Origin of the sequence: Streptomyces sp. NPDC004134, from assembly GCF_042874195.1 — a bacterium.
Lineage (GTDB): Bacteria > Actinomycetota > Actinomycetes > Streptomycetales > Streptomycetaceae > Streptomyces.
Genome location: NZ_JBIAMS010000009.1, coordinates 14,638 through 36,362, shown reverse-complemented (window position 1 = coordinate 36,362; position 21,725 = coordinate 14,638). Strand labels below are relative to the sequence as shown.

The 21,725-nt window shown below is 74.6% G+C and carries 13 protein-coding genes; 9 read left to right on the top strand and 4 right to left on the bottom strand.

What is annotated here, in order from left to right:
• Window positions 1-15 precede the first annotated feature (15 nt).
• From ACFYVJ_RS14195 to ACFYVJ_RS14175, 5 genes are all read left to right on the top strand, one after another.
• Window positions 16-2,238, top strand: a complete 2,223-nt coding sequence (locus tag ACFYVJ_RS14195) for a protein kinase (RefSeq protein ID WP_388890512.1) — start codon at window positions 16-18, stop codon at window positions 2,236-2,238.
• Entirely contained in the window at window positions 2,235-4,289 is a 2,055-nt protein-coding gene (locus ACFYVJ_RS14190; protein ID WP_388890510.1) for a protein kinase, read from the top strand. Before ACFYVJ_RS14195 ends, ACFYVJ_RS14190 begins: the two co-directional genes overlap by 4 nt.
• Before the next feature lie 78 nt (window positions 4,290-4,367).
• Entirely contained in the window at window positions 4,368-5,219 is an 852-nt protein-coding gene (locus ACFYVJ_RS14185; RefSeq protein WP_388890507.1) for a DUF4132 domain-containing protein, read from the top strand.
• Window positions 5,209-8,898, top strand: a complete 3,690-nt coding sequence (locus ACFYVJ_RS14180; protein WP_388890504.1) for a hypothetical protein — start codon at window positions 5,209-5,211, stop codon at window positions 8,896-8,898. The genes ACFYVJ_RS14185 and ACFYVJ_RS14180 overlap by 11 nt, the downstream gene beginning before the upstream one ends.
• Before the next feature lie 174 nt (window positions 8,899-9,072).
• The gene (locus ACFYVJ_RS14175; RefSeq protein ID WP_101420587.1) at window positions 9,073-9,369 is read left to right on the top strand and encodes a DUF1876 domain-containing protein; all 297 of its coding nucleotides are present in this window, start codon (window positions 9,073-9,075) and stop codon (window positions 9,367-9,369) included.
• Between the two features lie 121 nt (window positions 9,370-9,490).
• Here ACFYVJ_RS14175 and ACFYVJ_RS14170 read toward each other — a convergent pair whose 3' ends face one another.
• Window positions 9,491-10,360 (bottom strand): universal stress protein, encoded by an 870-nt coding sequence (locus tag ACFYVJ_RS14170; protein WP_388890501.1) that lies wholly within the window; start codon window positions 10,358-10,360, stop codon window positions 9,491-9,493.
• 182 nt (window positions 10,361-10,542) lie between these two features.
• On the opposite strand from ACFYVJ_RS14170, the gene ACFYVJ_RS14165 reads away from it, so the two are divergent.
• On the top strand, window positions 10,543-11,730 hold the full coding sequence (locus tag ACFYVJ_RS14165; RefSeq protein WP_388890498.1) for a GAF domain-containing sensor histidine kinase: 1,188 nt from the start codon (window positions 10,543-10,545) through the stop codon (window positions 11,728-11,730).
• 27 nt (window positions 11,731-11,757) lie between these two features.
• Here the strand turns inward: ACFYVJ_RS14165 and ACFYVJ_RS14160 are convergent, their stop codons facing one another.
• Genes ACFYVJ_RS14160 through ACFYVJ_RS14150 form a run of 3 tightly spaced genes read right to left on the bottom strand, consistent with a single transcriptional unit; the run spans window position 11,758 to window position 14,162 of the window.
• Complete coding sequence (locus tag ACFYVJ_RS14160) at window positions 11,758-12,465, bottom strand: response regulator (protein ID WP_388890496.1); 708 nt, start codon at window positions 12,463-12,465, stop codon at window positions 11,758-11,760.
• Complete coding sequence (locus ACFYVJ_RS14155) at window positions 12,462-13,220, bottom strand: CBS domain-containing protein (RefSeq protein WP_388890493.1); 759 nt, start codon at window positions 13,218-13,220, stop codon at window positions 12,462-12,464. Before ACFYVJ_RS14155 ends, ACFYVJ_RS14160 begins: the two co-directional genes overlap by 4 nt.
• A gap of 36 nt (window positions 13,221-13,256) precedes the next feature.
• Complete coding sequence (locus tag ACFYVJ_RS14150) at window positions 13,257-14,162, bottom strand: peptidoglycan recognition protein (protein ID WP_388890490.1); 906 nt, start codon at window positions 14,160-14,162, stop codon at window positions 13,257-13,259.
• A gap of 163 nt (window positions 14,163-14,325) precedes the next feature.
• Here ACFYVJ_RS14150 and ACFYVJ_RS14145 point away from each other — a divergent pair, with 163 nt between their 5' ends.
• The 3 genes from ACFYVJ_RS14145 (at window position 14,326) to ACFYVJ_RS14135 (ending at window position 21,644) form a co-directional block, all read left to right on the top strand.
• Window positions 14,326-17,760: a S8 family serine peptidase gene (locus ACFYVJ_RS14145; RefSeq protein ID WP_388890488.1), complete on the top strand. Its 3,435-nt coding sequence runs from the start codon at window positions 14,326-14,328 to the stop codon at window positions 17,758-17,760.
• A 155-nt stretch (window positions 17,761-17,915) separates the two neighbouring features.
• The gene (locus tag ACFYVJ_RS14140) at window positions 17,916-18,488 is read left to right on the top strand and encodes a GNAT family N-acetyltransferase (protein ID WP_388890485.1); all 573 of its coding nucleotides are present in this window, start codon (window positions 17,916-17,918) and stop codon (window positions 18,486-18,488) included.
• A gap of 234 nt (window positions 18,489-18,722) precedes the next feature.
• Window positions 18,723-21,644 (top strand): glycoside hydrolase family 95-like protein, encoded by a 2,922-nt coding sequence (locus ACFYVJ_RS14135; RefSeq protein ID WP_388890483.1) that lies wholly within the window; start codon window positions 18,723-18,725, stop codon window positions 21,642-21,644.
• The last annotated feature ends 81 nt before the right edge of the window (window positions 21,645-21,725 follow it).

The following is a 21,725-nucleotide window of genomic DNA, read 5'->3' as shown; positions in this document are numbered from 1 at the left end:
GGCAGGTGAACGCGCGTGCGCGACGGGCCTTCTTCCGGGGACGGCTACGGGCGTCTCCACGACCGAGGCACCTGCGCCCTGGCGGCGGGAAACGTCCAGGAGGCGATCGAGGCCCTCGGTGAGGCCGTGTGCCTGCGCCCGGAGCTGGTGGCCGCGCACCTCGCGCTGGGCGAGTGCTTCGAGCGGAGCGGCAGGCCCGAGGTCGCCCGCCGCATCTACGAGTACGCGGGCCGGCTCGACCCGACCTCGCCGCTGGCCGCGGCCGCGCTCGCGGGTCTGCCCGCCAGACCGGCGTTACGGCACGCCTTCGAGCTGGGGCAGGTCGTGCGCAGCGCGGACAACAAGTACCGCGTGCTGGAGCGCAGGATGGGCGCGCACGGTGCGGTGTCGATCGTGGAGCCGGCCGGGCGCAGCAGCTTCTTCGACCGCGTCGGGTACCGGCGGTACGTACTCAAGACCTTCAACATCCCGCGGCCGTGGAGCGAGGACGACCGGGAGCGCTTCGCCAACGAGGCGAAGACCTGGATGATGCTGGACCGGCACCCCCACATCGTCACCGCGCTGTGGGTCGAACGGGTCGAGCGCCACCACTGCCTGCTGCTGGAGTACGTCTCCGGCGGCGACCTGGGCGCCGCCCTCGCCGCGGGCCCGCTCGACCTGGCGCGGGCGCTCCGCTTCGGCCTGCAGTTCTGCGACGCGATGGAGTACGCCGCACGCACCCTCGGCATCGTGCACGGCGACGTGAAGGCCGCCAACTGCCTCGTCACCGCCGACGACACGCTCAAGGTCACCGACTTCGGGCTGGCCCAGGTGTTCGGCCCGGCACAGGCGATGGGCGGCCGGCTGCCGGAGCTGAAGCCGGCGGTGCGCGCCATCTACATGGTGCCGGGCGGCACCCGCAACTACCGGGCGCCCGAGCAGTCCAGGTACGGCGCGCGGGTGGACGTGCGCACCGACGTCTACGGGTTCGGGGTGCTGCTCTACCAGATGGTCACCGGCGACCTGCCCGTCAGCGGGAGCGTCGCGGCCGAGCACATCAGGGCGCGATCGGACACGGACGACCTCCCGGCGGGGCTGCGCGAGCTGCTGCTCGCCTGCGTGGAACCGGAACCGCAGCGGCGGCCGCGCAGCTTCCGCAGCGTGCGGGGCGAGTTGCAGGCCGTGTACGAGATCGTCACCCGCCGGGTGGCGCCGGAGCCGGCGAAGTCCCTGCCCGGCGACCGGGACCTGTACATCCGCAGAGGCGTGGTGCTGGACGAACTCGACCGGCACGAGGAGGCGCTGACGTGGTTCGACAAGGCGCTGACCGTGGCCCCGGGCGACGGCTGGGCGCTGCTCAACAAGGCGCTGACGCTGAGTTCGCTCGGCCGCCGGGAGGAGGCGCTGGCCTGCCTGGACGAGGCCCTCGCACGCTACCCGGGCTACCACCAGGCGCTCACGGCCAAGGCGAGGGTGCTCACCACCCTGGGCCGGTACCAGGAGGCGCTGGAGTGCGCGGCCCAGATCCAGCAGGGCCCCCTGCCGGGTCCCGGCTACCTCGCGGACGCCCTGGGCGGTCTCGGGGGTGCGATGGGCGGCCCCGGGGAGCGCCACAAGGACGCCGCGCGCCGACCAGGCGAGCGGGCCGGCGCCCGCCCCGGCCATGCGGACGGCGTACGCCGGCGCCCGCAGGACGGCGTGCGCCCGGGCGGCCCCGCCGGCGAACCCCGTACGGCGACGGGACCCGCCCCCCTGCATTCGCCCGGAGTCATGCTCGCCTGGCAGCTCGCCGCCGCCGAGGCCGCGTTGGGGCACGCGCCCGGGATCGAGCCGGCGCACCTGCTGCTCGGGGTGTGCAAGCTGGGCGACGGAGAGCTGCCGGGACCCGCCGCCGCCCTGATCCGTACCCTGCCGCCGCTGCTCGACGAACTCGACGAGCTGCGCGGCCGGTTCCGCCGGGCCGGGCTGGAGGTCACCCGCTTCCGCCGCCGGCTGCGTACGAGCCTCGCCCGCCCCGCGGCGCGCCCGGCCGGCTCCGGTGACGGCGTCATGCACCGGACCCCGGCCGCGCGCGCGGTCTTCCGCCGGGCCGAGGAGCTGGGGGAGCGGTCCCCGGGCGCGGACGCGGTGGTGGGCCTGGCCGAACTCCTGCGGGCCCTGCTGGAGTTGCCCGCCCCGCCCTGGCGTGAGCTGGCCGCGGAGCTGGGCGTGGCCGGCGGGCTCAGGGCGCTGGCGTACGACGACGGGAGTGCCCGGTGACCACTGCCCCCTACAGCGGCGGCGTCGGCCTGGCCCTGATGCTCGCCCTGAGCGAAGCCGCCATGGGCGGGGCGGACGAGGCGGAGCCGGTGCACTTCCTGCTGGGGATCTGCAAGGCGTGCGAGATGCCGGTGGCCGACGCCGAGCCCGACCCCGCCGCGGACCTGGCCGCGGAACTGGCCGGACTCAGGGCCGCCTTCGAGCGGGCCGGGCTGGACACCGCGGCCTTCCGGCGCCGGCTCCGCGCCCTGGTGGCGCGGCCGGACCGGAGCCCCCGGGCCGACGGCATGCCGGACAGCGGTGCCGCCGCACGCGAACTGTTCTACCGGGCGGAGGAACTGGCGGAGGAGCAGCGCGACGATGCGGTGCGTCTGCCCCACCTCCTGGCGGCCGTCCTGGAGATCCCGTCACCGCCGTGGGCGGCGCTCGCCGCCGAGATGGGGGTCGCCGACCTGCCCGGCGCGCTGCTTCCCGACCGGCCGCAGGACGGCGGGGACCCGGAGGGTTCGCCCAGGGTGGCGTTCACGGTGCTCCAGGGATCCCTCCAGGGCAGGACGTACGAGTTCCACGAGCGCACGACATGCGTCGTCGGCCGGGCGGACGGCTGCACGCTCCGGCTTCCCGAGGACGAGGAGTACTCGGGGATCTCCCGGCACCACTGCCTGCTGGACATCAACCCGCCCGACGTGCGGGTGCGGGACCTCGGCAGCGTCAACGGCACCTATGTGAACGGCGAGAAGATCGGCCAGCGGGACGCCGGCCGCCCGCCGCCCGGTGCGGACCGGCTGCTGTCGTCCGAGCGGGCGCTGAAGGACGAGGACGAGATCGGGCTCGGCGACGTCCGGCTGCGCGTCGGCATCCGCCTCCCCGCCCGCTGCGCCACCTGCGGCAAGGAGATCGGCGCGGAACAGGACGGCGACCGCTGCGTGATGTGCCGTACGACGCGGCCGACGTCGGTGCACGAAACCACGCCGGGACCGGAGCCGGAGCCCGGGCCGGCGTCGCGGCCGGCGCCGGAACCGCAGCCGCAGCCGGGCGAGAACAGGAACTGCGCCGCCTGCGGCAGCCGGCTCGCGGCCGAACGCACCGCCCAGCCCGCCGTGGACGAGCTCTGCGGCGCGTGCCAGGGCGACCCGGAACGGGTGATGGAGCAGCTCCTCCAGGTCGCGGACGACGGCACCAGGAGGCTGCACCTGTTCGGCGGCTACACCGTCCAGCGGCAACTGGGCCGGGGCGGCATGGGCGCCGTGTACCTCGCCAGGGACCACCAGACCGACGAGCTGTGCGCGCTCAAGGTGATGCTGCCGCGGGCCGCGGGCAGCGAGACGGCCAGGGCGCGGTTCCTGCGCGAGATGTCGACGGTCGAGATGCTGCGCCACCCCCATCTCGTACGGCTTCAGGACCACGGCTGCTGGAACGGGATCTACTTCTTCGTCATGGACTACTGCGACGGCGGCGACGTCGCCGGGCTCGTCCACCGGCGGGGCGGCCGGCTGCCGGACTACCAGGCGGTCGGGATCACCCTCCAGGTGCTGGACGGCCTGGCATACGCGCACCAGGCGGACGTCCGCGCGTACGACCGGGAGGGCCGCCCGCTCGCGGTCCGCGGGCTCGTCCACCGGGACCTCAGCCTGCGCAACATCTTCCTGCACGGCGGTGGCGCGAAGGTCGGCGACTTCGGGCTGGCGAAGGCGTTCGACGCCGCCGGGCTGAGCGGGCTGACGCACACGGGCACCAGCGCGGGCAGCCCGTCGTTCGTCTCCCGGCAGCAGGTGCTCCAGTTCAAGCGCGCCCGCCCGGAGGTCGACGTGTGGTCCGCGGCGGCCTGCCTCTACTACATGCTCACCGGCTCCACCCCGCGCGACTTCCCGGCGGGCGCCGACCGGTGGCGGGTGGTCCTGGACAGCCCCGCCGTCCCGGTCCGCCACCGGAGCCCGGAGGTGCCGGAGCGGCTGGCGAAGGTGATCGACCACGCCCTCACCGAGGACCCGGCGATCGGCTTCGGCACCGCGGCGGAGTTCCGCGGCGCGCTCCTGGAAGCCCGGGGCTGAGCGCGTACCCGGCCCCCGCCACCGCTGATCGTCACGGTCCCCGCATGGTTGTCAGAGGCGGCTGGCACGATGCGGGGCATGTCGACTCCACTCGTGTGGCATCCCGCCACCCACGACCACGAACTGGCTCTGGACGGAACCACCCTCAGATGCCGCAAGTCCGACGGCCGCCTGCTGCCGTCGGTCCCCAGAGCCGTGCGCGGCAGCTCGACGGGCGGGAGACTGTCCGAGTTGCGCGACCGGTTGGTGCGGCACGAGGAGGAGTGCCGGGCGACCGTGGAGTCCTGGCTGCTGGCCGGCATACCGGTGCCCGCCGCCCTGCTGGCCCGCGTGTGGCCCGACCCGGGCTGGCGGTCCGCGCTGGAGCACCTCGTGGTGGCCGCCGGCGGGCGGACTGGCCTGCTGACGGAGGTGGGTGAGGACGGACGCACCGGCTTAGTCACCGGGGACGGTACGCCGCACACCCCACCGGTGGGCCCCGTGTCCCTGCCGCATCCCGTGCTGCTGTCCGACGCGGAGCGGTGGCGGCGCCTGCTCGACGACCGCGGGGAGGCCCAGGGCATCCCGCAGCTCGCCCGCGAGATCCACCACCGGCCGGACGGCGCCGAGCCGGGCGCCACCGGCCTCGACGACTACGCCGGGGGCGAGTTCGCGGAGCTGAGGCACGCCACCGCCCGCGCCGCCCGGTACGGCTTCGTCATGCGCGGCGGGTTCGCGACGGTGCGCATCGCCGACGGCGGCGTCGGTCTCCAGGCCCGCTACTGGCTGGGGGCGGACGACCCCGGCCTGCCCGCGAACACCGGACGCCTGCTGTGGGTGGACGCCTCGGAACGGCCCGTCGCCCTGGCCGGAGTCGGTCCCGTGGCCTGGTCGGAGGGCGTACGCATGGCAGAGCTGATCCACGCGGGAAGGACGACCGATGACCGCTGACCCGATCGCGCTGGACACGGGCCTGGCCCCCGCCGGCACCCCCGGCGGCGAGCCGGTCACCGCTCGCCGCTACACCCATCCGCTCCTCGGCGCCCGCCCCGTGGTCCGGCTGAGCGGGCAGGCCGCCGCGCCCGGCGAGGACCGGGTGCTGGCCGCCGCCGGGTTCTCCGCACCCGACACCGGCCCACCGGTGTCGGCCGGATACCGGCGCGAGCCCGGCTACCCGGCGTGGGCCGTGCTCCACGACCCCGCCCACGCCGGTGCGGCCCTCGCCGCGGCGCCCGAGATGGCCCGCGCCGAGCGGCTCGCCCGGCCCAAGCCGGGCCCCGCGCTCGACCTTTACGGCGACATCGCCACCACGCTGCCGGACTCCCACCTCCCGGCCTACTGGGAGCAGGTCGGCCGGGCGTTCGTCGCCGCCGGCCGGCACCGGCAGGCCGCGATGATGTTCGGCCGGGCCCGCCAGGCCGACCGGCACCTGCCGGCCGTCGACCCGGCCCGGCAGCGCGCGGTCTTCCTGGAGTTCGCCCTCGCCGGGGCCCTGTCGGTCAAGGACATCAAGACGTACGTCGCGGACCTCGGCAAGCGCCCGGGCGACCCCGTCGCCGCGTACCGGGAGCTGCGCGAGCTGGCCGTACGCCGCACGCTCGGCGGCCTGCCGCCCTGGCCCGACATGCTCAAGCAGCTCACCAAACTCGCCAGGGCCGCCGGGCTCGACGTGGCGGCGGAACACGGGTCCGTATTGGAGGCCCTCGTGGAGGCGCCCGCGCTCTGGCGCGCCTCGGACGGCTTCTGGACCTCGCAGCGCAAGGCGTGGCTGGCCGCGGTCGCCACCTCGGAGACGGTGCGGCGGCGGCTCGTCTGGCAACTTGCCGACCTTCCGTACTCCGAGATGGACGCCTGGTGGGTCGCCTTCCTCGACGAGGCGGGCGCCTTCGGCCACCTCGGTGAGGACACCGGCCGGTGGCTGACCGCGATGCTCCGCCGCTACCGCGGATCCGACGAACGTCCCCCCAGGGCGCCCGAGGAGCTGCTGGACCTGCTGCCCCGGCTGGCCGCGCGGCTCGGCCGGGACGAGGGCCCGCTGCGTCTCGGCGACGGCACCGCCGCGGAGTACCGCATCGACGCCGGGGTCGTCGGCGGCTGCCTGGCGGCGGGCATCCCGGTGCCGGACCCGGATCCGAAGCTGCTGCTGGGGCACTGGTGGGAGCACGGCCGCGTCGACCTGGCGGCGCTGACCGCCGACGAGCGGTTCGACGGCCCGCTGATCCGCTCCCTCCTCCAGGACAAGTGGTCCGACGAACGCTGGCAGCGGGCCTGGTCGATCGAGCCGCTGCGGCCCTTCCTGCGCAGGATCGTCGAAGACCGGCTGGACTGCGCCGCGTCCGGCGCCCTGCAGAGCGCCCTCGACGCGTTCGACTGGCTCTACGGCACGCTGTCCCGGCGGGCGGTGGCGGAAGTGCCCGGCCTGCTGGACCGGCTCGCCGCCGTCGACCTCGTGGCCCCGCTGACCAGGACGCTCCGCGCGGGCATCCTGGACGAACTGGGCTGGGACGCCCTGGACATCGCCGCCGCCGAGCTGAAGGGCGAGGACAACTGGTGCCGGGCGAGCTGGCCCATCCTGTCCGTGCACGACCGCCGCAAGGCCATCGCGATCGGCCCCGGCGGCCGGATCGCGGAGCACCGGCTGGTGGTGCCGAAGGGCGCCGCCCAGTTCAACTACGACGTCCGGGCGCTCTTCTCGCAGGGTGAGTTCCAGGTCTTCCACGCCGTCAACCAGGACCAGAGCGTGTACTGGTCGGGCGCGCCGGCCGAGATCCACACCGAGCACGAAACCTCGTGGAAGTGGCGGTACGGCGAGAAGACCCGCGCCGGCTACACGTTCCTGGGGCCCCGCGCCCGGCGGTTCACCGGCCACCGCCGGCTGACCGTGGGCGAACGCCGGGTCGGCCCCGAGGGGCACATGTTCCACGACGGCCGCACGTACTGGTGGTACACCGGCGTGGACAAGGAGTCCCGGGTGGTGCGCCCCATCGACCCGGCCACCGAGGAGCTGGGCGAGCCCGGCCTGCCCGAGTTCCTCGATCCGTCCCTGCTGGGCGGGAACGAGGGCTGGCTGATCGAGCACTCCTCGCTGGCCCCGGTCGCCACCGGCACCGCCGCCACCCCGCTCGGCACCGACGGCACGCACCTGGGCTTCCGGGTCGCCTACGACCGCGTGACCGGACAGGTCCGCTACCACCGCGTCGACGGCGCCCACGGCACCGCGCTCCCGATGACCGGTTCGCTGCCGCACGGCCGCTGGTCCTCCGGGCCGCCCTTCCCCTGGGGGCTCCTCGACGTGCCGGAATCGGACCGGCGGCTGCTGCTGGACGGCGGCTACGACGTCACCGCGCGCGACCCGGAGACCGGCACGGCCCACTGGCGGGTCTACATGATGGACCAGGACTGGATCGTCAACAGCCCGTCCCCGATGGCCGCGGGCACGCGGCGCATGCCGCCGAAGGCGTTCTGGCACTTCCTGACGCCCCGTGACCTGCCGGGCTCACGGGCGCTGCGGGAGGTCTCCGAGGACACCGTACGGGCCCTGCTGGCGGCGGCCGCCACCTCCGCGGCGGAGCTGCGGAAGGCCCTCGGCGCCCTGCTGCCCGAGGTCCGGCACGAGCTGCTTCTGGACGGCCTCACCGGGTTCTTCCAGGAGACCGACCGCCGGATACAGCACCGCGACCGGCTGCTGACAGTGCTCGGCCGGCAGACCCCCAGGGTGCTGGAGGTGCCGGAGCCCGACCTGGAAGGCGCCCTGGACGGGCTGGTCAGCTACTACCACGAGGGCACCGGCGGCACGGTCCGGCAGATCGAGCTGGCCGCGGCGTTCCTCGCCGGCTCGATCGACGGCGAGACGGTCATGGCCCACTGGGCGGTGCACGGCAGCCACTACGACTGGACGGAGCTGGCCGGCCGCATCGGCGGCCTCGGCGTCCGCGCCGCCAGCGCCGTCACCCCGGCCGCGTACCGCGCGGCGGTGATCGCGCTGCTGCGCTTCTGGGCCGCCTCGCCGCTGACCGATCCGGCGCTGCACCGCGGCCTGCTGGACCCGGGGGAGGACGGGGACGAGGACCCCCCGGTGGCGCAGTCCACCGCGGCGGGCACGGTGCTGCCGCTGGACATCGCCATGCACTTCGGCGAGTGGTCCAGGGCCGAGGCGGACGGGAACTACCGGATCAAGGCGTTCCTGCAGCGGGGCGACATGCCCCGGCCGGAGGGGTTCGTCGGCATCCGGCCGGTGACCAGGGGCTGGGGCACGGTCAAGCGGCTGCGCCGGCTGGCCGACGAGCTGGAGCGGCGCGCACCGCTGCCGTTCGACCCCGACGCGGCGGCCCACCTCGCCAAGGCCGCCGGCATCGACCGCGCGGAGGCGGCCCTGTGGCTGACCGGCTTGCCCGGTGTCGACGCCGGAGGTGTCCGTACGGGCAAGAGCCTGTCGCCGGACACCCGCGCCGCCCTGGGGCTGAAGGTGACCGAGGCGGCTGAGGCGTGCGACAGGGTGTGGCGGGTGCCCACGGAGGCCCGGCTGGCGCTGTACGACGCGGCGATGCCCAACGACGCCGGACAGCTCTGGAACCAGCACCTGATGGCCGAGCGGCTGGCGGAGGCGTACCGCCGGCGGCCGCCCGGCTGACGGCCCCGGTGTGATCACAGGGCCGGGTGGTCCGGCGGCGGGGACCTTCGGCCCTGTGATCGGGTGCGGCCACCGGCACACGGTGGAAGGAGAGGTGCTTTCCCACCGGAGGCGAGAGCACGAGCGGAGCGCGCCGCGATTCCGCGCTCCGCGCCGAGACGCGGAGGGAAGACGATGACGCACAGCGTGAAATGGAACGTCGGCCTCCATCTCTTCGAGGAGGCGGGGACGACGAGGGCGCGCGTGGTGCTGGACACCTCGACCGGGCGTTTCACCGGGCACGGGGACGCGCACAGGAACCCCGCGGACCCGGACGTGCCCGAGATCGGTGACGAACTGGCCGCCGGCCGGGCGCTGGACGATCTCGGCCGGCAACTGGTGGACGTCGCACGGCGCGACGTCGAGGCGGTCGAGGCGTCCGGGCGGGACGCACGCCCGGGCGACGGCTGGCCGTCCCCCGACCGCATGTGAGGAGGCCGGCCGGCGGCGCGGCCCGTCCGCCGGCACAAGCGCGGCCTTCGGGCCGTAACGGGCGCTGACGACATGCCGCGTCAGGGCTGAGCCTGTGCTGTTGCCCGCCCTCCGGGCGGGGTCACTCGTGCGGGACGACGGCGACCGGCGCAATGGCGTGGTGCATTAGGGCGTGCGTCACCGGGCCGATCAGCGTCGGGAACATCCGGTGCTTGTGCATACGGCGCCCCCCGACCAGCAGCCGCGCGCCTGCGCCCTGTTCGAGCAGCCGGGGCGCCACCTCGCCGTCCAGCAGGATGCGCTCCGCCTCCACCTCCGGATAGCGGGCCCGCCAGCCGGCGAGGGCGGAGTCGAGGTTCTCCTGTGCCACGGCCTTCAGATCGGCGCCGACCTTCGGGTCCGGCAGCGCCGACGGGTAGGCGTAGATGGACGAGCGCCGCCACATGTGGACGACGCGGAGCCGGCTGCCCGTCCGGTGGGCGGCGGCGAAGGCGAACTCCAGCACGGGGTCGTACCCGTGGTCGAGATCCACGCCCACCACCACCGGGAGTTCGCCGTCCGCGGTGTCCGGGTGCCAGTCCTGCCGTACGAGCACGGTGGGCCCCGTGACGTGCGCGACCACCGGCAAGGACACGCTGCCGGTGAAGAAGCCCGAAGCCGCCCCGATGCCCCGTGACCCCAGGACGAGGAGTTCTCCGTCCCGCGCCGCGTCCAGCAGGGCCTTCACCGCCGATTCCGTCGTCGCGCCGCCGGTGATCTCCACCTCCGGGTAGCGCTCCGCCGTCTCCCGGCATGCGGTGGCGATCCGGTCCCGCACCCAGTCCTCGTGCGGCGAGCCGCCGGGGGCGGCCTGCCGGCTGTCCGTGGCCGACGCCCTGGCGTGGATGATGCGCAGCGGGATCCGCCGCGCGGCCGCCTCCGCCGCCGCCCACCGGACGGCCGCCATGCTCGGATCCGACCCGTCCACGCCGACCACCACGTGCGTTGTCATTGCTGCCTCCCCGGGGGGAATCGACCGGACCATCGGCTACACCGACCTGCCCGGCGGGGTGGCCGGGCCGACCCGGGGTGGGGTGAGTGTTACGTATCGTGACCTTCCTGCTCCGGAAGCAGGCCGCGAAAACTGGCGCTAATGTGAGAGAAAGGGCACGAATGGGGGATCACGGAGGGCCGGTGAGTGAACGGAGCGTGAGACCGTACGGGCACCGGGCGGGCGAGCCGACACGCCGGCCGGACCCGCCGGAGTTCACCGAACGGTGGCTCGCGGCCACCGCGGACATCACCGCGGGACTGCTCTCCGGGCTGGAGGAACCCGCCGTCCTGGAGATGATCGTCGATCGGGCCCGCCGCATCCTGCGGACGGACCTCGGGGTCCTCGCCCTGGCCGAGGAAGGCTCGGCACGACTGCGGGTGGCACTGGCCTCCGGCAGGGAGGCGGAGACGTACGAAGGAGTGCTCCTGCCCCGCCGCGGATCGTTCGCCGGAGCCGCCGCCGAGGCGGCGAGACCGATCACGAGCACCGACCTCTCCCGCGATCCGCGGATCACCGCGGGGTCGCCCGGGGCGCGGACGCCGGGACCGGCGGTCGCGGTCCCCATGGTCGCCGAGGAGGGGGTCAGGGGCGTGCTCCTGCTCGCCCGCGGCGACCCGCTCGACGTGTTCACCGAGGTCGAGACCGGCCCGCTGCTCGCGTTCGCCGGGCATGCCGCGATCGCCATGGAGCTCGCCGACCGCCGCCGCGACGCCGAACGGATCGCCCTGCTGAAGGACCGCGACCGCATCGCGCGGGACCTGCACGACCTCGCGATCCAGCGGCTGTTCGCCACCGGGATCTCGGTGCAGAGCGCGCTGCGCTTCGTCGAGCACGAGGAGGCGAGGGCCCGCCTGCTGCGCGCCGTGGACGATCTGGACGAGACCACCCGGATCATCCGCTCGACGATCTTCGGTCTCCGCACCGGCCGGGGGACGGCGGGCGGCGGCCTGCGGGCCGACGTCGTGCGGGCCGTGGAGGACACGGTGCCGGTGCTCGGCTTCACCCCCTCCCTCCGCCTGGAGGGCCTCATCGACACGGACGTGCCCGGGGAGGTCGCCGACGCCGTCCGGGCGGTGCTGGGGGAGGCGCTCACCAACGTCGGCCGGCACGCGCGGGCGAGTGCCGCGGAGGTGGTCCTGACCGTGACCGACGGCGCGGCCACGCTGTCGGTACGGGACGACGGGGTGGGCATGCCGCGCGGCGGCCGGCGCAGCGGGCTCGCCAACCTCGCCGACCGCGCGGAGAAGCTCGGCGGACGGCTCTCGGTCACGGCTCCGCGGGAGGGCGGCACGCGCGTCAGGTGGTCGGTGCCCCTCACCCGCCGATGACCGGGCCGGCACCCGCCCGGGCCCAGGTCAGCGGTCCCGCGGGTCGTCGCCGTCCGGCCGTACGCCCGCCTCCGAGGCGATCACGGCGGCCTGGATGCGGCGTTCCACACCGAGCTTGCCCAGCAGCCGGGAGACGGTGTTCTTGACCGTCTTCTCCGCGAGATAGAGCCGCTCGCCGATCTCCCGGTTGGTGAGTCCTTCGCCGATCAGGCCGAGGATCTCGCGCTCCCGGGGCGCCAGATCGGCGAGCGGGCCTTCCGCCCCGGCGCCCCCGGGCTCTCCCCTGAGGGTGGCCAGCAGCCGGCCGGTCGTGGCCGGATCCAGCATCGACTGCCCGGAGGCGACCGTGCGCACGGCCGCGACCAGGTCGGAGTCCTTGATCTGCTTGAGTACGTAGCCCGCGGCCCCGGCGAGGATCGCGTCCAGCAGTGCCTCGTCGTCGTCGAAGGAGGTGAGCATCAGGCAGGGGAGGTCCGGCGTCAGGGAGCGCAGCTCCCGGCATACCGCGATGCCGTCGCCGTCCGGGAGCCGGACGTCGAGGACCGCCACGTCGGGCCGGAGCGCCGGGCCGCGGGCCACGGCCTGGCCGGCCGTCGACGCCTCTCCCACCACACGGATGTCCGGCTCGTCCTCCAGCAGGTCCCGTAGCCCGCGCCGCACCACGTCGTGGTCGTCCAGCAGGAAGACCCGGATCGGTGCCGCGGCGGAGGCGGCGAATCCGCCCGGTCCGGTCACGCCGGCTCCCCGGGCGGCGGCGCGGCCGCGTCCCCCGCGCCGTCGTCTCCTCCGTCCTCCGGGGAGGCCGGCCCCCGCCGGCCCCGCTGCCCGTCCTCGCCGGGCGCGCCGTCGGGTCGCTCCAGCCGGAACCCGACGTCCACGACGCCTTCGACCGCGCGCGCCATCCGTGCCGCCAGCGGCACGAGCGAGGTGTTGCGGAACCAGCCCGTGAGCGTCACGACACCCTTGTCGACCTGTGCGTGCACGGTGGCCCCGCCGAGCGGGAACAGGGGGTCGAGGACCTGCCGTTGCACGTCCTCCGCGATGTCCTGATCGGACCGGAGGAAGACCTTCAGCAGGTCGCCGCGGCTGACGACGCCGGTCAGGTGCCCCTCACCGTCCACGACCGGAAGCCGCTTCAGGCGCCGCACCGCCATGGCCCGCGCGGCCTCCGCGAGGGTGGCGTCGGCCCGTACGGAGACGGCGGGCGTGGTCATGAGGTCACGCGCGACGACCGCACCGGCCTTCACGATGCCCTCCGGCCACCGGTCCCGGTCCGCCACCGACAGCGCGCTGTCGCGGTACTCCTCCTTGGGCAGCAGGTCGGCTTCCGACACCACTCCGGTGACCCGGCCGTCGCCCTCCAGCACGGGCAGCGCGCTGACCTGCCACTTCCGCATCGCTTCTGCGATCTCCTTGAAGGAAGCCTCCGGCCCGACCGCGACGACCGTCCGTGTCATGACGTCACTGACCAGGTACGGCGAATGGTTCATGACGATCCTTCCGGGGCCCGCGGCCCGTTCTGCGGTTCAGGCGCCTCCGCCGGCGCCCCCGAGGCGGGCGTGGCCGCCGGGGGCGCGCCGCGCCTGGCCCTTCGCCTTCTTGCTTCCGGTCCGGCCGCCGTCCTTCTTGACCAGCACCTTCGCCTTGCTCTGCACCTGGGCCGCCGACTTTCTGAGGGCGGGCAGCAGTTGTACGAGCGACTCACCCGGGCAGCTCGTCTCGTACGCGTCGATGTGGCCGAGGACGGCCGGCACCGAGACCGAGCCCTCCTCGGCGAACCGGGTGTTGCGGTTGGTGGAGACGACCCGGGTGCGGGCGGTGGGGGCGATCCCGGTGAGGCCGAGCTTCCAGGCGATGAGCACCGCGAGGGACTTCTGCAGCGGCTTCGGTACGGGCACCCCCTCCGGGTACGTGCCGATCACGGCGATTCCGGTCGTGCCCCGGTTGAGGCCGAGGGTGTGCGCCCCGACCACCGCGCGGCCCGCACCGCCGAGCCGGCCCTCATAGACCGTGCCGCACCGGTCGACCAGGAAGTTGTAGCCGAGGTCTCCCCAGCCCTTGCCGACGGCGTGTGCCTCGTACATGTCGCGTACGAAGCCAGGGCTCTCCGCGCAGTCGTAGTCGTTGAAGTGGCCGGTGTGGTGGATGACCACGGCGTGCACGGAGTCCGCGTACCGCGGCTTCTGGTCGAGGAGCCGCGGATCGGCACCCCACTGCCTGCGGCCGACGATGGCGGGCCGCAGCGCCTTGGCCGGGGCGTACGGATCGGCCGCGGCCTTCGGCTTCCGCTCGCCGGCATCCGGGGCGGCGGCGAAGGGCAGGGTCCCGGTGAGAGCCAGCACGGTGAGGACGGCGGCGACCACGGCTCCGGCGCCGGTGACCGCCCAGCGCAGGGGGCGCCGGGGGGTGTGGGAACCGCACACGCCTCTCATATCTTTCCAGCCTGACGGCTCTCTGCCCGGCGCGCCCGCTGGACTGCTCTGTACGGAGACTCCGGGCCGTGGGCCACCGCGCCGTGGCCAGTAGCGGCCATGGCCAGAAGTAGTCAGCGGAAACGGCTTCCGCGGCTCCGGATGCCGGGCTACAACCCTGCTCATGCATCCCTCGCCCCGGCGTCACCTGCGGCGCCGTGCCGCCCTGCTCGGCTGTGCCGGCATGCTGCTGGCCGCCGTGCCTTCGGCAGCCACAGCGCTTCCGGAGCCGTCCGCGTCCCAGCGGACGGCCTCCACCACCGCGGCGGGAGCGGCACCCGCCGCCCCCGCCGCCTCCGCCTCCGCCTCCCCGGCCGTGACCGGCGCCCCGGAGGGCACCGCGATCACCCTGCTCACCGGCGACACGGTGACCTTCGGCCCGGTCGTGGCCGGCCGGCCGACCTTCGGCTTCACGCCGGCCGGGGAGTCCGGCGGCAGCTCGTACACCACCTTCAGCCGGCGGGGCGGCCTGTACGTGGTGCCCGACGACGTGGCGGGCCTGGTGCCCCGCGTCCTCGACCCCGAACTGTTCAACGTCAGCGCGCTGGCCGCGATGGACTACGACGACGCCGCCACCGGCAGCCTGCCGCTGATCGTCAGCGGCCCCCGCCCGCTGGCGGCGCTGGACGGGGCCGGTGACACCCGGGCCCTGCCGAGCATCGACGCCACCGCGGTCGAGATGCCGAAGGACCGGGCCGCGGACTTCGCGGACCGGCTCACCGACCCCGCCGGGCCGCGGGCTGCGGCCGGGGTGACGAAGGTCTGGCTCGACGGCCGCCTCGAAGCCGACGAACTCGACTGGAACCTGGGCATGATCGGCGCCCCCGAGGCGTGGGGCGCCGGGCTGAGCGGCGCGGGCGTCGACGTCGCCGTGCTCGACTCGGGCGTCGACGCCGACCACCCCGATCTACGCGGACAGGTCGCCGCCGCCGCGGACTTCACCGGCAGCGGCTCCACCGGCGACCCCCACGGCCACGGCACGCATGTGGCCTCGATCGTCGCCGGCACCGGCGCGGCGGCGGACGGCGCCCGGCGCGGCGTCGCCCACGGCGCCCGGCTGCTCGACGCGCGGGTGCTCGACGACCAGGGCAGGGGCCGGGCCTCCTGGGTCATCGCGGGCATGGAGTGGGCCACGGAGCAGGGCGCCGAGGTGGCCAATCTCAGCCTCGGCATACGGGCCGGCGAAGGCGACGACCCGGTGGCGCAGGCGCTCGACGCGCTCACCGCCGACACCGGCACCCTGTTCGTCGTCGCGGCGGGCAACTCGGGCCCGGTCACCGGCTCCGTGGAGTCGCCGGGCATCGCCCGCAGCGCGCTGACCGTGGGCGCCGCCGAGCCGGATGGCCGGCCGGCGTTCTACTCCAGCGCCGGCCCGACCCTCGGCACGTACCGGGCCAAGCCCGATCTGATGGCGCCCGGCAGCGACATCACCGCCGCCCGCAGCGGCGGCGGCACGGCCGAGCCGTACACGACGATGACCGGCACCTCGCAGGCCACGCCGCATGTCGCGGGCGCCGCCGCGCTGCTGCGGGAGAAGCACCCCGGCTGGAGCTGGCAGCGGGTGAAGTCCGCGCTGATGACGACGGCGGACGGCAACCCCGCCGAGTCGCCGTCGCAGTACGCGGGCGCCGGCCTGCTCGACCTGCCGGGCGCGCTCGGGGACACCCTCGAAGTCGGCCGCACGGACGCCGACTTCGGCTACCTCCGGCACCCGTACGGCAAGGAGCCGCGGACCGTCGAGGTCCCCGTCACCAACAACGGCACCGAGCCGGAGCAGGTCACCTTCACCGACAACGCCCGCGACATCCACGGCGCGCAGGCGCCGGCCGGTCTCGTCACCGTCAGCCCCGCACAGGTCACCGTGGCGCCAGGCGAGACCCGCCGGGTGGCGGTCACCCTCACGCCGTCCGCGGCGAAGCCGCAGTTGTACTCCGGCGGGGTCGTGCTCAACCGCGCGGGCGGCGACGCCGTCACCCTGCCGTTCAACGCCTACCTGGAGCCGCCGCGGCACGACGTGCGGCTGACCGTCCTCGACCGGCGCGGCGAGCCGTGGGCAGGCGGCACCGTCTGGCTCGGCAACATGGACGACTTCACCCCGGCCGACGGCGGCGGCTTCCAGACCGTGCAGTTGGACGGGAACGGGCAGGGCACCGCCCGGATGCTCCCGGGGCCGATCAGCATGATGGCGAAGGTGGACACCCCCGCGGCCGGCGGCGCCCCGGCGTCGGTGGCGCTCGCCGGGTCGCCCGAGGTCATGCTCGACGGGGACCTCGAGTACACCATCGACGCGCGGCGGGCCAAGCCGCTTGACGGCGCCGAGGTCGCGGGCGCGAAGACCCGCGTCGGGCACGTCTCCCTGCACTACGAACGCCTCGACGCCAGGTCGGGCCTCGGCCTCGGCGACGGCATCTACCTCACCGGCGAGGAGTTCGCCGCCGGCCGGGTGTTCCTCCAGCCGACGAAGGCGGTGCGGCACGGCACCGTGGGGTTCGAGAGCCGCTGGCGGCTGGACGCGACCGGTCCGCGGCACGGCCGGCAGGCGGACGCGTACGAACTCGTCCTCGGCGGCGGGCCGGTGATCCCCGACCGGCGGGTGTACGAGGTCTCCCGCGCCGAAATCCGCGAGCTGGCCCGGTTCACGTCCGACTACCGCTCGCTGCTCGGCCGCCCCGACGGCTACGAGGAGGGGCGCACCATGTACAGCTCGCGGATCTCCTCCTCCTTCGTCATGCCCGAGCCGCTGGACGTGCCGCAGCGCAGGACGGAGCTGGTCTCGGGCGGCTCCGAGCTGCTGTGGCGGCACTGCGTCGCCGCACCGCAGGCGGCGGGCACCGAACTGTGCACGCCGTACGAGTCGTACGGGCGCGGGGAGCGGCGTGCGCCCGTGTGGTTCCGCGGCGCCGCACCTGCGGTGATCGCGGGCGTCCACTACGCCGGCAGCCTGGCGCTTCCCGTCCGCTCCCTCAGCGACGGCGAGCACCACGGCGTCGTACGGGATGGCGACGCGCTGGGCACCGAGAGCCTGCGCCTGTACCGCGACGGAGAGGAGATCCGGCCGCGCGACCCGGGCGGCTGGTTCTTCGACGTCGCGCCGGAGCCGGCCACCTACCGCCTGGAGCACACCGGGCGCCCGGACACCGCGAGGCTGCCGATCGGCACCGGGACGGAGACCAGTTGGACCTTCCCGTCCCGCGGCCCAGGGGACGGGACGGATCAGACGAAGCCGCGGCTCCTCTCCGTCGACTACCGCCCGGCCACCACCGCCGACGGCTCGCTGCGCGCCGGGCGCCCGCTCGTGATGGGGGCGCGGCTGGTCTCGGCCGACGACCCGGGCGACTGGCGCCCGGAGCGCGGCACGCTGCGGCTGTGGTTCTCCACCGACGGCGGCGGGCAGTGGCACCGGGCGAAGGCCGTGAGCCGCCCGGACGGCTCCATCGTCGCCGCCGCCCCGGGGGTGCGGCTGCGCGCGGGTGACTCCGTGTCCGTACGGGCCGAGGGGTCGGCCGCCGGGGGCCGGGCGATCGACCAGACGATCATCGGCGCCTACCCCGTGCGCTGAGGCGCGCCGGGTACGGCGACGGTGGCGGGGGCCGCTGCGTGACCGGTGGGGCGCAGCGGCCCCGGACGCCCCGTGGGCGTCCGCGGGGACGTGCGCCCGGCCGCCCGCGGAAATTCGGTGCGCTGCCCGCCCCGTGAGGACGCAAGATGGTCCGCATGACTCTGGCCACTCCCACCCTGCACACGTCCCGGCTGCGCCTGCGCCCCTTCGCCGACGCCGACGCGGATCCCCTCTTCGCGCTGCACAGCAGCACCCACGTGATGCGCTACTGGGACTCCCCGCCGTGGACCGAACCCGCCCGCGCCGGGGTCTTCCTCGCGAGGTGCCGGACGATAGCGGAGGAGGGCACCGGGGCGCGGGTGGCCATCGACCGCGCTGCCGACGGCGCCTTCGTCGGCTGGTGCGGTCTGACCGCATTCGACGCGGACCACCGCAGTGCGTCGTTGGGCTACTGCCTCGACCCGGCGATGTGGGGCCACGGCTACGCGACGGAAGCGGCGCACGCCGTGCTGCGGTGGGCGTTCGACACCCTGGACCTGAACCGGGTCCAGGCCGAGGCCGATACGCGCAACGACGCTTCCGCCCGGGTGCTGGAGAAGGTCGGTTTCGTCCGTGAAGGGACGCTGCGGGAGGACTGCGTCGTGAACGGCGAGGTCTCGGACTCCTGGGTGTTCGGTCTGATCAGACGGGACTGGCGGCCGGCAGCCGGGCCGCCCCCGGCCGGCTGACAGGACGCCGAAGAACGCGTCCCCGTGCCGGGCAACGCGGAACGGGCTCCCGGGACTCTGTGAGGGGTGAAGGGAGTGCCCATGACTGCCGAGCAGAGAGAGCGGGAGGCGAGACATCGGATAACTGGAGGAGTGAAGCGCGGCGTTAGCCGGAATTTACCGAGCGCCCAGCCCATTGACATCCGATGTCTCCCTCCCTAGCTTCCGGGAATCATCCGATCTCTGGGAGCTCCCATGCGTGAAGTGCATGATCCACCCGGCCCGGTCGTACCCGGCAGACGAACCTTCCTCGGCGGCGTCACCGCCGGTGTCGCCGCCCTCGGGCTGCCCGCCCTGCCTGCCGCCGCTGCCGCGGACGGCGGCGGGCAGGCGACCTCCGTGCTCGTCGACCGCATGGCGAGGGCTGAGGCGTGGCGGGCGTACATGCGGGCGCAGGACATGGTGTGGAGCGAGGTGCCCGACGGGTTCTACCAGGCGCCGTTCCTCGGCAACGGCGGGCTCGGCGTCGCGCTCTTCCGGGACACCGGCAGCAAGCGGCTCAAGATCGAGGTCGGCGACACCCGCGTACGCGACCACCAGCGCAACGGCGACGTACGCTTCGGCACCGCCCGGCTCCGCGTCGGCTACTTCCTCGTCGAGACCGAAGGCGACGTGATCGAGGCCGATCTGCGGCTGTCGCTCTGGGACGCCGAACTCTCCGGCACGATCGTCACCACCCGCGGCACCCTCGCGGTTTCCGCGTTCGTGCATGCCACCCGCGATCTGCTGGTCTGCTCGTTGACCCCGGCGGGCGGTGAGCGCGCCGCCGGGTTCCGCTTCACCCCGTACCCCGCCGAAAGCACCGTGCTGCAGCACCAGAACGGCCCCGGCAACCTGCGCAAGAACCCGCCCCCCGACCTGGCGCAGACGGCCGAAGGCGGCCTGTGCGACCAGCCGCTGGACGCCGGAGGCGGGCACGCCACCGCGTGGCGGGTCGTCGCCGGCGACGGCGGGGTCCGGCACCTGGTGGCCGGAGTCGCCAGCGCGTTCCCGGAGCCGACCGCGCCCGGCACCGCGGCGGAGACCGTCGCGCAGGCAGCGCGGCAGCCCGTGCCGCGGCTGCGCGGGGAACACCGCCGCTGGTGGCACGACTTCTACCCGAAGAGCTTCGTCTCCGTACCCGACGCCCGGCTGCAGAGCTTCTACTGGATCCAGCTCTACAAGATGGCCTGCATCACCCGGCGCGACCGGCCGGTGAGCACCACCGCGGCCCAGTGGCTGGAGGTCACCCCCTGGCCGGCCGCCTGGTGGAACCTCAACATCCAGCTCACCTACTGGTTCCTCAACCCCACCAACCACCCCGAACTCGACTCGCTGACGCGCTCGCTCGACGAGTGCCGCGACGCGCTGACGGACAACGTCCCGGCCGGCTACCGGTCCGACTCCGCGGCGATCAACCGCGCCAGCCAGGAGGACCTGGTCACCTCGCCCGTCGGCATCCCCGGACAGGGCACCCCCGAGGTCGGGAACCTCACCTGGGCCCTGCACAACGTCTGGCTCACCTACCGGCACACCATGGACGACGCCCTGCTGCGCGACGTCCTCTACCCGCTGCTGCGCCGGGCCGTGAACTACTACCTGCACTTCCTGTACGAGGGCCCGGAAGGCCGGCTGCACCTGCCCACCACGATGTCCCCCGAGTACGGCGGCGCCAAGGACTGCAACTACGACCTCGCCCTGCTGTACTGGGGCTGCCAGACGCTCGTCGAGGCCACCGAGCGGCTGCGGACCGACGACGAACTGCTGCCGAAGTGGCGCGACGTCCTGGACCGGCTGACCGCCCCGCCGCAGGGCGCCGAGGGCATGTGGATCGGCTCCGACCTGAGGCTCACCAGCTCCCACCGGCACTACTCGCACCTGCTGTGGTTCTACCCGCTGTACCTGCTCGACCCCGGCGTGCCGGAGAACCGCCGCCTGCTGGAGCGCTCGCTCAGCCACTGGGTCGGCTTCACCGGTGCGCTGCAGGGCTACACCTTCACCGGCGCCGCCTCGATGAGCGCGTCGCTGGGCAAGGGCGACGACGCGCTGGACTACCTCAACACCCTGCTGGACAAGTTCGTCCAGCCCAACACCATGTACCGCGAGTCGGGCCCGGTGCTGGAGACGCCGCTGTCCGGCGCGCAGTCGATGCACGACATGCTGCTGCAGAGCTGGGGCGGCACCGTGCGGATCTTCCCGGCCGTGCCGGACGCCTGGCAGGACGCGCAGATCCACAACCTCCGCACCGAAGGCGCGTTCCTGGTCTCCGCGCGGCGCAGCGGCGGGACGACCCGGTACGTACGGGTCCGCAGCCTCGCCGGCGAGCCGCTCAAGCTGGCGCACGGCCTGTCCGGCGAGATCGACGTGCACCGCGTACGGGTCGTGCCCGGCCGCGCGGCGCCCGTGGAACGGCCCGTGGCCTGGCGCGATCTGGGCGACGGGGTCATCGCACTCGACCTGGACAAGGACGACGACGTCATCGTCGCGCCCGCCGGCTCCTCCGGGCACACCGTCGAGCCCGCCGCCGTCAGCGTGCCCGCCAAGCCGTGGGGCTTCGCCAGCGTGCTGCCCCGCCCCGAGGGCGAGGTGGTGCCGGTCGACCTCGCGGCCGCGTACGACAACGACGGCATCGCGACCGCCGCCGCGCCCGCCGACGGGAACTTCGACGGCTCCGGCTACACCTATCCCGCCGCCGAACTGCCCGCCGCGGGCCCCTTCCGCCACGGCGGCGTGACCTTCGCCTTCCCCGGCTCCGGGGACGGCGAGAAGAACAACGTCGCCGCGGGCGGCACCCGGATCGACGTGCCCCGCGGCGCGTACCGGCGGCTGCGCGTGCTGGGCGCGTGCAGCGGCGGCGACCTGACCAGCGCCCTCGTCGCCACCTACGCCGACGGCACGACCGGCACCGTCAGGCTGCCGCTCACCGACTGGGGCAGGCAGCCGGCGTACGGCGAGGCCGTCGCCGTGCAGACCACGCACCGGCTCGGCGCCGCGGGCCCGCACACCCTCCAGGTGCGCATCTTCCACCAGCTCGCCGACGTCGACCCGGCCCGTGAGCTGGTGTCGCTGACGCTGCCGGCGCAGAGCCGCCCGGCCCTGCACCTGTTCGCGCTGAGCCTGGAGAAGCCCTCCGCCTGAGCCGCGCGCCGCGCCGCCGGTCCCCTTCCCGGCGTACGCGCCCACCCGCCCTGTCCGCGTTCCCGCGGCCGGCACCCGCCG

What these genes read in the sequence shown, in the direction of transcription:
- ACFYVJ_RS14155 (WP_388890493.1), bottom strand. Translation starts at nt 13,220, where the DNA reads ATGAACCATTCGCCGTACCTGGTCAGTGACGTCATGACACGGACGGTC.
- ACFYVJ_RS14135 (WP_388890483.1), top strand. Translation starts at nt 18,723, where the DNA reads ATGCGTGAAGTGCATGATCCACCCGGCCCGGTCGTACCCGGCAGACGA.
- ACFYVJ_RS14185 (WP_388890507.1), top strand. Translation starts at nt 4,368, where the DNA reads ATGTCGACTCCACTCGTGTGGCATCCCGCCACCCACGACCACGAACTG.
- ACFYVJ_RS14150 (WP_388890490.1), bottom strand. Translation starts at nt 14,162, where the DNA reads ATGAGAGGCGTGTGCGGTTCCCACACCCCCCGGCGCCCCCTGCGCTGG.
- ACFYVJ_RS14175 (WP_101420587.1), top strand. Translation starts at nt 9,073, where the DNA reads ATGACGCACAGCGTGAAATGGAACGTCGGCCTCCATCTCTTCGAGGAG.
- ACFYVJ_RS14140 (WP_388890485.1), top strand. Translation starts at nt 17,916, where the DNA reads ATGACTCTGGCCACTCCCACCCTGCACACGTCCCGGCTGCGCCTGCGC.
- ACFYVJ_RS14170 (WP_388890501.1), bottom strand. Translation starts at nt 10,360, where the DNA reads ATGACAACGCACGTGGTGGTCGGCGTGGACGGGTCGGATCCGAGCATG.
- ACFYVJ_RS14180 (WP_388890504.1), top strand. Translation starts at nt 5,209, where the DNA reads ATGACCGCTGACCCGATCGCGCTGGACACGGGCCTGGCCCCCGCCGGC.
- ACFYVJ_RS14145 (WP_388890488.1), top strand. Translation starts at nt 14,326, where the DNA reads ATGCATCCCTCGCCCCGGCGTCACCTGCGGCGCCGTGCCGCCCTGCTC.